At 48.3% G+C, this 14,690-nt stretch carries 14 protein-coding genes; 3 read left to right on the top strand and 11 right to left on the bottom strand.

The genetic code is table 11. The features are described 5' to 3' along the window. Nucleotides 1-139: 139 nt before the first annotated feature. From AK965_RS09720 to AK965_RS09770, 11 genes are read right to left on the bottom strand one after another with little or no spacing between them, the layout of a single operon-like run. Entirely contained in the window at nt 140-1,705 is a 1,566-nt protein-coding gene (locus AK965_RS09720) for an amidase (RefSeq protein WP_099079411.1), read from the bottom strand. A 1-nt stretch (nt 1,706) separates the two neighbouring features. Further along, a complete protein-coding gene (locus AK965_RS09725) occupies nt 1,707-2,585 on the bottom strand; it encodes an SDR family oxidoreductase (protein WP_099079412.1) in 879 nt (292 codons plus the stop codon). 37 nt (nt 2,586-2,622) lie between these two features. Further along, entirely contained in the window at nt 2,623-3,774 is a 1,152-nt protein-coding gene (locus AK965_RS09730; RefSeq protein ID WP_099079413.1) for an acetyl-CoA C-acetyltransferase, read from the bottom strand. Continuing rightward, on the bottom strand, nt 3,774-4,844 hold the full coding sequence (locus tag AK965_RS09735; RefSeq protein ID WP_099079414.1) for an acyl-CoA dehydrogenase family protein: 1,071 nt from the start codon (nt 4,842-4,844) through the stop codon (nt 3,774-3,776). The genes AK965_RS09730 and AK965_RS09735 overlap by 1 nt, the downstream gene beginning before the upstream one ends. A gap of 8 nt (nt 4,845-4,852) precedes the next feature. After that, the gene (locus AK965_RS09740) at nt 4,853-6,004 is read right to left on the bottom strand and encodes an acyl-CoA dehydrogenase family protein (protein WP_099079415.1); all 1,152 of its coding nucleotides are present in this window, start codon (nt 6,002-6,004) and stop codon (nt 4,853-4,855) included. Nucleotides 6,005-6,022: 18 nt separating this feature from the next. Continuing rightward, the gene (locus tag AK965_RS09745) at nt 6,023-6,799 is read right to left on the bottom strand and encodes an enoyl-CoA hydratase family protein (RefSeq protein WP_099079416.1); all 777 of its coding nucleotides are present in this window, start codon (nt 6,797-6,799) and stop codon (nt 6,023-6,025) included. Continuing rightward, nucleotides 6,800-7,894, bottom strand: coding sequence for a nitronate monooxygenase family protein (locus AK965_RS09750; RefSeq protein WP_099079417.1), 1,095 nt, complete (start codon nt 7,892-7,894; stop codon nt 6,800-6,802). 4 nt (nt 7,895-7,898) lie between these two features. Continuing rightward, a complete protein-coding gene (locus AK965_RS09755; protein WP_099079418.1) occupies nt 7,899-8,783 on the bottom strand; it encodes an enoyl-CoA hydratase in 885 nt (294 codons plus the stop codon). Then, nucleotides 8,780-9,610 (bottom strand): CoA-transferase subunit beta, encoded by an 831-nt coding sequence (locus AK965_RS09760; protein WP_099079419.1) that lies wholly within the window; start codon nt 9,608-9,610, stop codon nt 8,780-8,782. The genes AK965_RS09755 and AK965_RS09760 overlap by 4 nt, the downstream gene beginning before the upstream one ends. Nucleotides 9,611-9,621: 11 nt before the next feature. Next, on the bottom strand, nt 9,622-10,497 hold the full coding sequence (locus AK965_RS09765; protein ID WP_099079420.1) for a CoA transferase subunit A: 876 nt from the start codon (nt 10,495-10,497) through the stop codon (nt 9,622-9,624). Nucleotide 10,498: 1 nt separating this feature from the next. Next, nucleotides 10,499-11,389, bottom strand: a complete 891-nt coding sequence (locus AK965_RS09770; protein ID WP_099079421.1) for a VOC family protein — start codon at nt 11,387-11,389, stop codon at nt 10,499-10,501. Nucleotides 11,390-11,580: 191 nt separating this feature from the next. Between AK965_RS09770 and AK965_RS09775 the strand changes: the two genes are divergently transcribed. From AK965_RS09775 to AK965_RS09790, 3 genes are all read left to right on the top strand, one after another. Beyond that, nucleotides 11,581-12,375 carry a hypothetical protein gene (locus AK965_RS09775; RefSeq protein ID WP_099079422.1) on the top strand — a complete coding sequence of 265 codons (795 nt, stop codon included), beginning with the start codon at nt 11,581-11,583 and terminating at the stop codon, nt 12,373-12,375. 295 nt (nt 12,376-12,670) lie between these two features. Next, complete coding sequence (locus AK965_RS09785; RefSeq protein ID WP_099079424.1) at nt 12,671-13,570, top strand: HprK-related kinase A; 900 nt, start codon at nt 12,671-12,673, stop codon at nt 13,568-13,570. Continuing rightward, nucleotides 13,554-14,642 carry a nucleotidyltransferase family protein gene (locus tag AK965_RS09790; RefSeq protein ID WP_099079425.1) on the top strand — a complete coding sequence of 363 codons (1,089 nt, stop codon included), beginning with the start codon at nt 13,554-13,556 and terminating at the stop codon, nt 14,640-14,642. Before AK965_RS09785 ends, AK965_RS09790 begins: the two co-directional genes overlap by 17 nt. Nucleotides 14,643-14,690 lie beyond the last annotated feature (48 nt).

A 14,690-nucleotide genomic window follows, 5' to 3' on the forward strand; every position in this document is an offset into this window, starting at 1 on the left:
GACAAGCGCACATGATGAATCGCGGGAAGAGAGTAGAAATAGAGGATGAGAGCGGACAAACAGAGAGAAGGCTGCAACGCAGTGACTAAAAAGCAATCGTCAAAGTAATCGCGTCGCAAGCCGAATTTACGTAAAAGGTTTAGATGGTGCTCGGCATACGATCATGCCAAGACAGTGCGGTTTCGAGCTGCGCGGCTAAAGAGAGCAGTAACGCCTCTTGACCGAATCCAGCCGCGAAGTGCATACCAATCGGTAGATTATCCGCATTCCAGTGTAGCGGGACCGACATGGCCGGTAAGCCCGTCATATTAAACAGCGCGGTAATTGGGGATGCTTTGATCACCTCACGGACAAATGCGTCATAAGGCTGATAGAGACTTAACTCACCAATTTTAGGCGGAGGCCCTGCGGTGACCGGCGATAAGATCACATCATATTGATTGAAAAACTGATCAAATGCCTTACCGCCTTGGTCAAAGGCGCTACGTGCGTCATACACTTGTTGAGCTGTGAACGTTTTTGCACGTTGAATATGCTGCCAGACAATAGGAGAAAACTCTTCCTCAGTCGCCGCGCGGCCGAGGGAAGCTTCTCTGTCTCGAACGGCGTGTAAAACACCACTCGATGTTGCCACGCCCATCCCACTGAACATCGATTCGATTGGCAGTATAGGCGCCGCTCGCTCGACATGGTGACCCAAAGAGGTCAATAAAGCGGCTGTTTTATTCACGCCATCCAAGCAATCTTGACTGATGGGCAATCCGAATGGATGTGAATCCATAATGGCGATTTTCAAACGCTTAGGCGGACGTTTTACGGCTTCAAGATAATCGTGTTGCTGATGAGGTATGCGTGACCCTGCTTCTTGACCACTGGTCAAAGCCAGCAATTTCGCCGTATCTCTCACCGTACGCGTGATCACGTTATGCACCGATAATCCCATCCAGCCTTCCATATGTTTCGGGCCCATCGGCACCAAACCACGACTTGGCTTTAAACCGAACACACCACAATGGGAAGCGGGAATACGAATGGAACCACCACCGTCACTGGCGTGCGCCGCAGGCAAAATGCGCGCAGCCACAGCAACCGCGGAGCCACCGCTCGAACCACCGGAGGAGTAACGAGTATCCCAAGGGTTTAACGTATCGCCATGTAACTGGGATTCCGTCGTCGCGGTTTGACCAAATTCAGGGCTGGTCAGCTTAGCCAATATGTTGAGCCCGGCCGCTTGATAACGCTCGGTCAACGTCGAGTTTTGAGTCGCACGTGCGTTTTTATAAAACACGCTGCCATTCGTAGTTACTGTATCTTTCAGCTGAATATGCAGATCTTTAAGCGCGAAAGGCACACCAAGTAATGGTGATTGCTGATAAAGAGCGTCACGCTCTTTGCTCGATTTAGCACTCAGTTCACTGGCACTCTCACGTGCCCGTTCGAAGTGGTTCACCGATAACAAATTGAACTGTTTGCGTTTTTCAAACCTTGCCGTTGCCGCATCAAATAGCTCTAAAGGGGTCACTTCACCTTTTCTGAGCAGCGAGGCCATGTCTGTTACATCCCACCCTTCATACTCAGGCAGAGGTAGCGTTGATCCAGAGATCGACGAGGCGTTTGCAGTAAAGCTAAGGCCAGAGGCGACTAGTGCCCCTGTCCCCAAACCACCTTTCAGTAACTGTCGACGACGGCGGTCTATATTTTCCATATTAACTCCCCCACACCTTTTGTGCAGGCTTGGCATCATTAAGTAATGAAGTGATGGCTGGGCCAACTTGGTCCATTTCCCACTTCGCGCCTTTATCTGCTGTTACGCCAGTGCGCCAACCGTCACCTAGCGAGATACGGCCACCCTGACTCTCGAAGATTTGACCAGTGACATGCGATGACTCCGTACTACCAAGCCATACCACAAGTGGTGCAACGTTTTCTGGTGCCCATAGATCAAAGCTGTCGTCTTCTGGCTTTTTCACCACGTCAGGCATCGCGCTTTCCGTCATATGAGTACGTGCTGCAGGTGCTAGTGCATTACTTGTAATACCGTAACGTCGTAATTCAGCGGCTTGAACAAGGGTTAAGCTCGCAACGCCACCCTTAGCTGCCGAGTAATTTGATTGACCGATCGAACCCTGTAAGCCCGCGCCTGAGGTCGTATTGATAATACGAGCGTCAACTGGCGTGCCTGCCTTGGCGAGATCACGCCAGCGACGCGCCAAGATATTCGCAAGACAGAAGTGACCTTTAAGGTGAACCTGCATCACTTTATCCCAGTCGGTTTCCGTCAGACTCACGAACATTCTGTCGGCCAGAATACCCGCATTATTGACCAACACGTGTACTTCACCGAATGCCTCAAGTGCCGCATCGACAATGAGCTGTGCGCTTTCAAGCGAAGTAATGTCATTACTGTTTGCAATCGCTTTACCGCCCGCAGTGACAATCTCATCCACAACCGCTGCTGCCGCTTCATGGCGGATATCATTGACCACCACATTGGCACCTTCTTTTGCAAATGCCAACGCGTACGCTTTACCAAGACCACCGCCTGCGCCTGTGATGATTACCGTGCGTCCATTACACCATTCCATTGTCTCTCCTTAACTGGGTATCCCGTCTGTATTCTGTTTAAAGTCGTTCGATGATGGTGACATTGGCGACGCCGCCACCTTCACACATCGCTTGCAGACCATAGCGTCCACCACGACGCTCAAGCTCATGCAACATTCCTGTCATTAGCCTAGCGCCAGTTGCGCCAAGAGGGTGTCCCAGTGCAATCGCGCCGCCATTAACATTCATTCGATCGTAGTCACAGCCCGTTTCTTTCATCCAAGCCATCGCGACCGATGCAAACGCTTCATTCACTTCGGCGATGTCGATGTCACTCATTTCCAAACCGGCTTTTTCTAACGCCACTTTGGTGGCAGGGATGGGTGCCGTTAAGTGCCAAATTGGGTCATCACCCAACACACTTAAATGATGAATTCGAGCACGTGGCGTCAGGTTGTAGCGATTCAACGCTGCTTCTGAAACGATCAACAGAGCAGCTGATGCGTCACAGGTTTGGCTTGATACAGCGGCGGTGATCGAGGGGTAATCTTCACCAACAGGCTCCAACTCAGCCATTTTCTCAATCGATGTTTCTCTTGGCGTTTCATCGCGACTTAGCCCAGCGAATGGTACGATTTCTCGATCGAAGTAGCCCTCTTCTCGAGCGACTATCGCACGGCGGTGACTTTCCAGAGCAAACGCTTCCATCTCTGCGCGAGTAATTCCCCAATGGTCAGCGATGCGCTGAGCGGCATAGAATTGATCCACGGGGGCATCGCCAAAGCGGGCTTTCCATCCCTCACTCTCAGCAAATGGCGTGGTAAAACCAAGCGGTTGTCCAGCCAGCATGGCAGAAGAGATAGGTATTTGGGTCATGGTTTGTACGCCACCCACGGCGATCACATCTTGTGTGCCACTCATCACCGCTTGCGCGGCAAAATGGATAGCCTGCTGAGAAGAGCCACATTGGCGATCCACCGTGGTACCCGGTACATTCAGTGGTAAGCCCGCCGCCAACCAACTAGTTCGAGCAATATTGCCCGCTTGCGAACCAATGGTGTCCACACAACCAAAAATCACATCATCGTATTCTTGGGCAGGAATGTTGTTGCGTTCGACCAGTGCTTTTAGCACATGAGCGCCTAGGTCCATCGCGTGTACGTGAGCTAAGCTCCCTTTGCGTCGTCCCGTTGGCGTTCTTATTGCGTCTACTATGTATGCTTGTGCCATTAGTCTCTCCCGAATGTAGATGCAGGGCCTGCAGTCTCTAATGCGTTGGCCAGAGAAGTATGTACGAAGTCGGTAACTCGCTGCTGATGGAACGCTTTTGAACCCCAGTAAGATTCCAGCGCCCATGTACGCTTCATGAACATCTGTAAATCCACTTCCCAGGTGTAACCCATCGCACCGTGAACCTGAATGCCGTGCTTTGCCGCTAAATGCGCCGCTTTGGAAGCAAACAGTTTTGCTTGAGAAACGTGGAACTCAACATCAGAGTGACCAGATTCCAACGAGTATGCTGCGCGGTACAAGACCGGACGTGCAAATTCAATCTCTTTCGCCACATCCGCCAAGTGGTGCTTCAGCGCTTGGAAACTGCCAATCGCACGACCAAACTGTTTTCGTTGCGCTACATAATCAACCGAAAGATCGAGCATACGTTGCGCAAGTCCCAGCAGTTGCCCAGCGGTCGCTAATGTACCACGGTTAAATAGCTGGTTTTTTATCGCCTTACCTTGCTCATCGCCAACCAATTTGGTTTCAGCACTTGGGTGCCATGCCACTTTGGCTAAACGTCGAGAGGAGTCGATACTGTTGCAGGCTTCGATATCGACCTGATCACGCTTAACGGCATGAAGATCATCACCATCAAACATCAGTAACAAATCAGCCAGGTGCGCGTCAGCAACTAATGCGTTAACCGGATGCGAAACCGCAACGCGTAACGCTCCAGATGCAATCTGCTCAAGCCACTCATCACGTTGGCCTGAGGTCGGTAACGCACTCAGTAAACCAACTGCGGTATAGCCGGTGTCAGCAATCACATCCGGAATGCAGTAATAGCCGAGCTCTTGAGTCAATAAAGACCAAGCAACATCGCCCATACCAATGCCTCCGGCCTCTTCAGGAACCGAGACCGCAAGTACCCCTTGCTCGGCAATGTTGGTCATCAATATCGGTGAGCGGCCTGAATCGGTCTCCCAAATCTCTCTTAACACTTCAGGGGCGGTTTCCGTCATCAGAAAACGGCTTATCGCTTCCTGGAAGGCCAACTGATCATCTGTGAATGTAAAGTCCATTTCTCACCTCAACTTTTTGGTAGCGCAAGCATACGCTCGGCAATGATGTTGCGTTGAATTTCGTTCGTTCCTGCGTAGATAGGACCCGCATGAGAAAAGAGGAAGCCTTCTAGCCATTTCGAACTTTGTTCTCCTATCAGTTCGCCTCTCGCACCGAGAATTTCCATCGCCAGCTCATGCATTTTTAAATCCAACTCTGACCAAAAGATTTTGTTTACGCTGGATTCGGCGCCGATTTTTTCGCCTTTACTGAGTCGCCCCACTGTGTAGTACGCCGATAAAGCGTAAGCTTGTGCATCCGACCACGCGTTGGCGACTTCCACGGCAAGTTGTGGATTTTGCTCAGCATGCTGCTTGTTTTCGTGAAACAATTTGATCAGCTCGCGAGCCGTCTGCTGGAATCGAGCGGGTGAACGCAGCAACAATCCACGTTCAAAGCCCGCGGTCGCCATCGCTACCTTCCAGCCTTGACCTTCGTCACCGATGCGGTTTTCAACCGGCACACGTACGTTGTCAAAAAAGATTTCCGCAAACGCCTCTTTGCCGTTCAGTGCCTTGATTGGACGGATAGTCACACCCGGCGTGTCCAATTTCACCATGATATAAGACAGGCCATGGTGGCGTGTCGAGTCTGGTTCACTGCGAAACAGGCCAAAACACCAGTCGGCAAAAATGGCTCGAGTTGACCAGGTCTTCTGGCCATTAATAACGTATTCGTCACCGTCACGAACTGCTTTGCTGGTGATGGCCGCCATATCAGAGCCTGCATTAGGCTCAGACCACGCTTGAGCCCACATGTCTTCGCTCGATGCCATGCGAGGCAGAAATTGCTGCTTTTGCGCTTCGGTGCCAAAATCAATCAACGTTGAGCCAAGCAGTAACTGGCCATTTTGGTTAACACGCATTGGCGCGCCTGCACCGTAATACTCCTCTTCGAATATCAGCCAATCAATCAGGTCACAACCGCGACCACCGAGCTCTTCAGGCCACATCACCATAGAAAGGCGCGCGTCAGACAGTTTTTTCTCCCACGCACGATGCTGTTCAAAGCCTTCTTTGGTGTCGTAGCTGGCTAATGGCTCACGAGGTACATTTTCAGCGAGCCACTGGCGTACTTCGTCGCGAAAAGCTCGTTGTTTATCATTAAAAATTAGTTCCATGGTGGTTTATGTCCTCCATTACACATCGAAACGCGCTTCACGTTTTTCAACAAACGCGCGTCGTGTTTCTGCTGAATCTGGACGAGTGTAAGCTTCCAGTGTAAATCCTTGTTCCCAGCGGTATTTAGCTTCTAAATCACCATCTTCGATACCGTTCAGTGCCTCTTTTGCGATGCGTATCATCGCCGGGCTTTTCGCTGCGATCTTGCTTGCGATCTCTAACGCGGTTTCTCTTAACTGAGAATGAGGAACGATACGCTCAATAAAGCCATAACGATCCGCCTCTTGTGCGGTCACCGTTTCGCCAGTAAAGAACATGTAACGCACTTTTTGTACTGGGAATAGGCGTTGTAGATGCGCGCCACCGCCCATCGCACCGCGATCAACTTCAGGCAGGGCAAAAGTGGCACATTCCGAAGCGATGACAATATCAGCCGCACCAGTAATACCAATGCCACCGCCAAGCACATAACCGTGCACCGCGACGATCACCGGAACCGGGCTACGATGCACCGCTTTAAACGTGGCGTAGTTACCCGCATTCACTTGAACAATACGCTCTGGGTACTGATCCAGCTCCTTAATATCAACACCGGCACAAAAACCACGTCCTTGTGATCGAATCACAATCACTTTAACCTGCTCCTCATTGCCAAGCTGGTCAATCGCTTGAGCTAACGCAAGCCATTCATGGCTGTCCAGGGCATTCACTGGCGGCTTTTCAATAACAAGCTCTGCGATACCATTGTCGATAACGATGCTAAACGCATCGATTTGATTATTTCGTTGTGTCATCTAACTCACTTCCTTGTGCATATAGATAAAATGGTTGGCATTCTCCTGATACAAGCGGTTTAAACACTGCTCCGCTTCTTCAGCAATGCCGTGAATAAGCTGCTCAGCAGAAACCAGTTCATCAATCGCCGCGGCAACCTGCCCACTTGGTAAAATACCTTGATCAGGGTGACCATCAACCATCGAGTGTTGTAACAACACTGGCTGATTCGCCGCCATAACGGTTTGTGACAGCTCTGCTGGATCTTCTTTTAACGCTTTAAAAAACACACTCAGCATATGCAGGAATGTCATGTTGGTTTGCTTCTTCCATTCCCATGCACTTTTAAGGGCAATCAGAAGACGTCCCATTGCACTCGATTTTTCAAGCTTTCTAATCAGGGAAGTGGCAATCATTCGGTGTCTAAGTCCGTCCACCGCAGTGGTGACTTGAATTTGTTGCGGGTCTCTGACGTTGAGATAACGCTCCAGCGTCGCACTCGGTGTTGGCGAGTCCGTGGTCATCAAAAAGCGGGTGCCCATCGCGATACCACAGGCGCCAGCACCCAGCGCCGATGCCAAACCACGCCCCGTAGAAAAACCGCCAGCAGCAATCACTGGCACATCAACCGCATCCAACACTTGAGGAAGCAAAATAGAAGATGGAACACCACCAGTATGACCGCCCCCTTCTGCGCCTTGAATGGTGATCATATCGGCACCGAGTTTCACCGCGCTCACCGCATGTTTTACTGCACCGACGGTTGGGATACATAGCACCCCGGCAGCTTTCAAACGCGCAATGGTTTCTTTATCAGGACCACGACCGTAACTGATCGCTTTCAGTTGGTATTCAATGGCCAAGTCGACACATTGCGCAGCATTTTCCTGAAACATATGGAAATTGAGGCCAAAGTTTCGGCTGCCGGTGTGAGAGATGACACGCTTAATCTCATCTTCCAAGTCATCTGGGTTAATGGTTGCACCAGCCAGAAAGCCAAAGCCGCCTGCATTTGTGGTGGCAATCACTAGGTTTGAATCCGACACCCATCCCATTGCCGTCTGCACAATTGGGTATCGACAACCGAGTTTTTGGGTGAGCTCTGTCTGTAACATGCGCCTACCTCACTTTCTCAGATTCAGCGTGTTGCTGCTTGTTGGCTTTTGCCATCGCTTTTGCATCAAATCCCGACAGCTTGTCACCAGAAATCAACTGGTTGTGAGCATGAGCAAAGTGGTGAAAACCAAACGCCATGTCCATCGAGGTGCGTTTGCCCATGATATCTTCAATGGTATTGACGACTTGCTTGGTCAGTTGCAGGCCAAGTCTTGGCATCTCGGCGATTTTTTCCGCCATTTTGAACGTTTCTGCTTCAAGGTCTTCTCTTGCAACAACGCGATTCACCATGCCAAGCTCATAAGCGCGCTGTGCGCTCATTCGCTCACCCAAGAACAGAAACTCTTTCGCGACACGTGGGTTCATCTCAAACACGTGAGCAAAATATTCCACGCCAGGAATCCCCATTCGTACCACAGGATCTTGAAAGAAACTGTCTTCCGAACAAACGATAAGGTCGCACACCCAGGCCAGCATCAAGCCGCCTGCAATACAGGCACCATTCACCATTGCAATGGTTGGCTTCGGCATTTCTCTCCAACGGCGGCACATGCCTAAATACGCTTCCTGCTCACGGGCGTATTGGAACTCGCCCCCAGGCTTATTGGTATGGTCATACCAAAGGCTTGTACGATCAAAGCTCTGATCCACATCGCGGCCCGGAGAGCCTATATCGTGACCGGCGGAAAAGTGCTTACCTGCGCCACACAGAACAATGGCTTTAACATCGTCGTCATCACAAGCACGCTTAAAAGCATTATCCAAGGCATAAGTCATTTGACCATTCTGCGCGTTGTTGTATTGCGGTCTTGCCATCGTGACGACCGCGATACCACTACGAACTTGGTATTCAACCACGTCGTCAATCAAAATTGTTTCTTCGCTCATACCACGCTCTCCTTTTCAGCAGCCTCAGATACACGAACGCCAGGAGGATTGTCTTTTAATTGTCGAGCACGAATATTATGCGGATCTAACTGACGAATGATCTCCAGTTGCTCAATCGTTGGCGCAGGAGTCACACTGACAACATCCGGCACAAAGATCTCAAAGCCCGTGTTGGCAACCACGTCATCCACCGATACACCTGGGTGCACACTGAGCACACGCAGCTGGTTGTTAGGTCCTTGCCAGTCCATTACGGCAAGGTTGGTGATAACCAAGCGCAGGTCGATATCATCCAGCGAGTAACCTTTAGGTAGTCGCGCTGGGTTTTTACCAATTGACGCCACCATGTCGCATTCACCGCTGACGAACACACGGCTATTGTGATCAGGAACGAAAAATGAGTTCGCATGACAAATCGAGTTTCCTGGAAAGCCACGCACACCCAACATTTGCACTTTTGGACGCTGGTAATCGCTGCCCAATGCAGAAATATTCGCCTGACCAAACTGGTCAATTTGGGTTGGCCCGACCATGGCGTGTCGCTTTTTGCTCCACACGTTGTCAAAAATGCGCGAAAATCCCATCCAAGTTTCATTTTTCTGGATAAACTGCTCGCTGCGTTGACCAATTGGATTCGGCTCAGATAGCAGGAATGCCTCTGAGTCTGTCATCATCAAATCAGGGTTGCTTGTCTTCATTGCCAGGCTGGCAGCAAGACGCGGGATCACACCGATCCCGGTTGCGAGCACTTCTCCATCATGGCGAAAGGCTTCTGCACCGGCACAGATCATTAACTCGGCAAGGCTGTAGTCTTTTGCAACTGTCATCGTATCATCCTCTAGTAAACAGGTAGTGCTAACTGTCGAATGGCATCCAAACCACCCACTTTTTCCTGATAGCCTTGCTCATTTTGATGCTCAATAAACTTGGCGTAGTAGCCTTCGAATCCACCTTCACGGGCGAATCCGGCATACTCTTTAAAGTGCGCGGTATCAAAGCCGTACAATGGCGCGCAAGACGTTGGATGAGCCCCTCCAGCCACCTCAACAACACCCGTGGTATGACAGCGCTCCCAAAGCACATAACGTGATTCTTCTGCGCTGTAGAACGCGTCCGATTCAACGAGCGCTTCACAGCTGACAAATGTCTTATCTGCCGCACGAGCAAACCAATCATCCATGTAATGATCTGGTCCCTTGATTTGGCAAACACCTCGTCGATCGGCTTTGTCGACGTGCACGAGCGCAACATCCAGTTTCAGAGCCGGCATTGCCACCCACTCTTTGCCATCATAAGGGCTGTCAACGCGCTTCAAATCAGGGTTCACCGAAACCACATCGGTGCCTAAACCCAAGGCTGTTGGGATATAAGGGCACCCCCAAGCAGCAGCCCGTAACCCGAGCAACATCATCCCTTCATCAATTTCCATCACTTCTAATTCACCTTTTTGGCGCGCTTGGCGGAAGAAAGGCTCAAGTGGGATGAAATCAAGAGAAACGAAGGCAAAAATGAGTTTTTTCACTTTCCCTGCAGCACACAACATGCCGACGTCCGCACCGCCATAAGCGACAACGGTAAGGTCTTTCACGTCTGAGTTTAAAATGGCGCGAATCAACGCCATTGGTTTACGGCGAGGCCCCCACCCCCCGATTCCGATCGTCATCCCATCTTCGAGGGAGTTCACCATCTGCTCAATGGTCATTTCCTTATTCATCTTATTTCTCCTGTCCGACCGAAAAATCGTGTCCCCATAGGCTGACACGAGTAAATTCAAAGGCACTGTGATTATCCCAATCGACCTGTAGGCCGCCGTAGCCAAATTCCATATCGAAACCTGAAGGCGTCTGCATGTAAAAAGAGGTCATTTTGTCATTCAGATGCTGACCCAGCGTCGCTGATAGCTGGACACCATGTTCAATACGGCGGTCATTCGCTCGCCCCACTTCCGACATGGAATCCACTTCAACCATGGTGTGTACACAGCCCGATGGCACAGGAAACTCGCAGATTGCAAGGCTGTGGTGACGAGGATTATTACAGTGCATAAAGTAAATGCGAGCACTTGGCGCGTCTTCTGCTGGACGGAAATTGAAAATATCGGAAAGTTGGAAACCCATCACTTCGGTTAAGAACTGGTGCGTTTCGTCAAAATTAGGAGCAGGAAGAACGGTATGGCCAAGCCCCATTTCATCGGTAAGAAAACGAGGGACGCCCTGAGGAGAAACAAGCGGTTCGCAACCTGATAGGAATCCCCAGTACACTTCATGAGTGTTGCCAGCAGGGTCGTTAAATGTCACTAGCTGTTGCACACCACGTTGCGTACATTGCTCGTTGTCGGCTAGCTCCCATGGCACCTGATGCTCGGTGAGCTTTTCAAGGGCGGCATCGAATGCGCCTTTAGAAGCCAGCTCCCAACCTGAAGCGATATAACGATTCTCGCTTCCTTCAATAATGAGCATACGAAATGGACGCTCATCCATTTTTACGTATAGGCCGCCACTTGGGGCTGGGTGGGTAGACATGCCCAATACTTGCTCTGCATAGTGTTGCCACTTATTCAAGTCATCGGTCTGGGCTACAAAATACCCGAGCGCCTTGATATCCATATTCTCGTCCTCTGATTATTACACACTGGCAATTATCGAAAGGTTATGGAAATCTCTCATCGTCCATTAAGACTAAAGGTTGAATTGTTGTTTTGACTTGAGTTTTCGGGAACAAATGCAATAAGTAGACTACAATCACTCTGTTGTAGCTAAAAAATAAAGACTTCTGAGATTTCAAATCGGTGAAAGTTATGGATAACAAAGAGAAACCAAAAACAATGCCAGATGGTGACAACATTACTAACATTCAACGGAGCGACGATCAAAATGCAGCTGCAACGTCGCGCTTTTCACGAAGACGATTCATTCGTTCAGCTGCGGTTACTTCACCGATTTTATTATCCGTAAAAAGCCCTGTTGCTTGGGGAGGAGGCCTCTATAGCGATCAATGTAGTATCGTTTCGCAATTGTCCGGTAATGCTTCCCACCCCCATAACTGTCAGACTCAGGCCAAAAGCCCGTTATACTGGATTAACACCTTCATCGGTGACAATGAGATAGTAAATCAAGAACTGGAGAAGCAAGGATATTACGCCACTACTCCGTTTCATGAATTGTTCCCCCACAATCTCAGCTCCTATAAGATACAACCTCGGATGAGCAAAACCTGGCGCTACCGAGTGAACCCTGACACAGAAAACCCCGCATTATTGCAATGCCTAATGAGATCTGACACAAGCTTCTGGTTAGAGTTCGAGAATATTGAAAGTAAGCAGAAAGTAAATATTGATGTGCTCAATGGCGTTCCAAACTTCCATTGCTGCGTCACAGCTGGTTTTCTCAACGGTTTATTTCACCCTTCTCCGATAAACTACGTTGGCGATGAGACCTACGTTCAAAAAGTATTCAAAGAAGCGCTGTTTCGTTCCGTTAACACCATCCTTTGGGATATTGAAACAAAACAATTACAGGAAACAAGTGGGACAAAATATTCGCAAGCGATGCTTGACGTAACGACTCGTCTTAATAGGTGGGATAACGTTTGATAATAAATCATTTACTTAAAAATTTACATCAAGCAGACAATATCGAAATAAATCCAGCGTTTTGCTTGAAAGATAGCGTGTTTACTAGCGAACATAACGTGGTGATTTTTAGTCCATTCACATGTGAAACCTTATTATGTGAAAGAAAAGCACTCCGTTTGCTAGTAGATTTAGTACAGAAACAAAATAATCCATCTAAAGTTAAAATTAGCCAACACGAAACTCAATGGATTAATGATATCATCGTAAAACTGATATCAATGAGGATAATTTTGCTCAAGGAGTGAGTCCATTAATGTTCCTTAAGAATCGATTATACCTACTTCAAGTGGGGGAGTTTACTTTTCAGATTGAATCTAACGTTTCTACCATCCATGACTACCTTTGCACGCACTATCGCTCCAACTTAAAAGAGCCTTCTTCACAAACATATGTTGATTACTATATCGCAATCAAACATGGTTGTTGGTATCGTCGTTTTTTTAAACCACAAGTTGCGTTTTATTTTAATCATCTGGCTCCCTTTAAACCACTCCCCCTTTCTCAAGCCCACGCACTGCTTGAATGGGGAATGAACTGGGTTATTTCGACCCAAGCTCATCAACACTTGATCATCCATGCAGCTTCATTAGAAAAGAACGGTAAAGGCATTATTATTTCAGCACCTTCTGGATCAGGGAAAAGTACCCTCTGTGCCTATTTAGCTTCCCAAGGTTGGCGTTTACTCTCGGATGAATTAGCATTAGTGCATACCGAAAGCTTGGCTATACACGCCCTTGCCAGACCCATCAGCCTAAAGAACCAATCCATTGACGTCATCAAACCCTATTTTAGTGATGACCATTTTAGTGACATTGCTGTTGATACACATAAAGGTTCCATTTGCTTAGTGAAGCCTCCTCTTTCAAGCTCAATACGGGCGCAAGAGACCGCGAAGCCAAGCTTAATTGTCATGGTGAATTTTAACCCAGATGAACCTTTATATATAGAACGTATGGACTCGGCAGTTGCATTAACTGAACTAATCCAAAACTGTTTTAACTTCGGATTGTTGAATAACAATGGGTTTCAATGTGCAAAAAAACTTATCAACACCTGTGAAAATCTCTATGTAGAGTACAGTAATTTTCAAGATTGTGAGCAAGCACTAAGCCATTACTTGGAGGCAGAAAACCGTTGTGATAAAGCTAGTTGATGTATTAGTTCAGCCTGAACAGTTAATCGAAGTCTCGCCGGCAACATTATCGAATATCGTAGCTGAAGCTCGATATTTTAATATGTTGGGACAGCTTAAGTATCATTGTAATACACGTGGAGTATGGTCTCGTCTACCTAAAAAATTTCGCCAACAGCTCGATACTGCCACACTATTTTACGACAACCAGCGCAGAAAATTGGCGGTTGAAACTGACGAAATTGCTCATGCGCTCTCTCCACTCAACATCAATTGGATCTATTTGAAAGGCAGCGCCTACCACTTAAATAACATGAGTAACTTCTCAGGAAGAATGATGAGCGATATTGATGTTCTTGTGCAGGAGGAAGACTTACCACAGGTCGAAGCCGCACTAAGATCTCATGGCTGGATGCCTGCTCCGGTGAATAGTTACGATGAAAAATTCTACCGCAATTGGTCGCAAGAGATCCCGCCATTACGACATATTTATCGCCAAGTAGAACTGGATGTACATTTCAATATCCTGCCGAAGACATTAAAAGAGTCCATTAATAATAAACATTTATTCGAACAATCACTTCCGTTTAGCGATGACCCCAATCAAAAAGTACTCACCCCACATGCAATGCTCGCCCATAGTGCCATTCATCTGTTCTACGAAAGTGAATATGCCAAAGGGCTAAGAGATCTTTACGACATTGCTCTGTTGATCAATCATTATTCTGTAGAAGCGTCATTTTGGGATGATCTCATCGAACTTGGTCGTACGATTGGTAACGAATCATCGATCTACTTAGCGTTACGTTACAGTCAGCAAATTTATTGCTCTCAAATTCCTACCACGGTGATTGATCACTATGCTCAGTTCAGACCCAATTGGTTGTATCTCACTGTATTGGATTTCTGTTTCTTTGCCATTTTTACCCGCTCATTTCCACCTCACAGAAAGTCAGGACATGGGTTGGCAGAAACATTCCTCTACCTAAGAGGGCATTTGAAAAGAATGCCACTGCGCTTACTCGTCCCGCATCTAACCAAAAAGTACTTCGACAAATTTAAAGTCAAACAACAAGCAGACGAACTGATTTAATACTAACAACTATCTTCTTTTGCTAGCAACAGACAGCAAGCAGAGCTA

It is taken from the genome of Vibrio sp. PID17_43, assembly GCF_002608565.1.
GTDB lineage: Bacteria > Pseudomonadota > Gammaproteobacteria > Enterobacterales > Vibrionaceae > Vibrio.

Bases quoted from the DNA above. Each gene is read 5' to 3' on its own strand.
- AK965_RS09720 (WP_099079411.1), bottom strand. From the start codon at position 1,705: ATGGAAAATATAGACCGCCGTCGTCGACAGTTACTGAAAGGTGGTTTG.
- AK965_RS09725 (WP_099079412.1), bottom strand. From the start codon at position 2,585: ATGGAATGGTGTAATGGACGCACGGTAATCATCACAGGCGCAGGCGGT.
- AK965_RS09730 (WP_099079413.1), bottom strand. From the start codon at position 3,774: ATGGCACAAGCATACATAGTAGACGCAATAAGAACGCCAACGGGACGA.
- AK965_RS09735 (WP_099079414.1), bottom strand. From the start codon at position 4,844: ATGGACTTTACATTCACAGATGATCAGTTGGCCTTCCAGGAAGCGATA.
- AK965_RS09740 (WP_099079415.1), bottom strand. From the start codon at position 6,004: ATGGAACTAATTTTTAATGATAAACAACGAGCTTTTCGCGACGAAGTA.
- AK965_RS09745 (WP_099079416.1), bottom strand. From the start codon at position 6,799: ATGACACAACGAAATAATCAAATCGATGCGTTTAGCATCGTTATCGAC.
- AK965_RS09750 (WP_099079417.1), bottom strand. From the start codon at position 7,894: ATGTTACAGACAGAGCTCACCCAAAAACTCGGTTGTCGATACCCAATT.
- AK965_RS09755 (WP_099079418.1), bottom strand. From the start codon at position 8,783: ATGAGCGAAGAAACAATTTTGATTGACGACGTGGTTGAATACCAAGTT.
- AK965_RS09760 (WP_099079419.1), bottom strand. From the start codon at position 9,610: ATGACAGTTGCAAAAGACTACAGCCTTGCCGAGTTAATGATCTGTGCC.
- AK965_RS09765 (WP_099079420.1), bottom strand. From the start codon at position 10,497: ATGAATAAGGAAATGACCATTGAGCAGATGGTGAACTCCCTCGAAGAT.
- AK965_RS09770 (WP_099079421.1), bottom strand. From the start codon at position 11,389: ATGGATATCAAGGCGCTCGGGTATTTTGTAGCCCAGACCGATGACTTG.
- AK965_RS09775 (WP_099079422.1), top strand. From the start codon at position 11,581: ATGGATAACAAAGAGAAACCAAAAACAATGCCAGATGGTGACAACATT.
- AK965_RS09785 (WP_099079424.1), top strand. From the start codon at position 12,671: ATGTTCCTTAAGAATCGATTATACCTACTTCAAGTGGGGGAGTTTACT.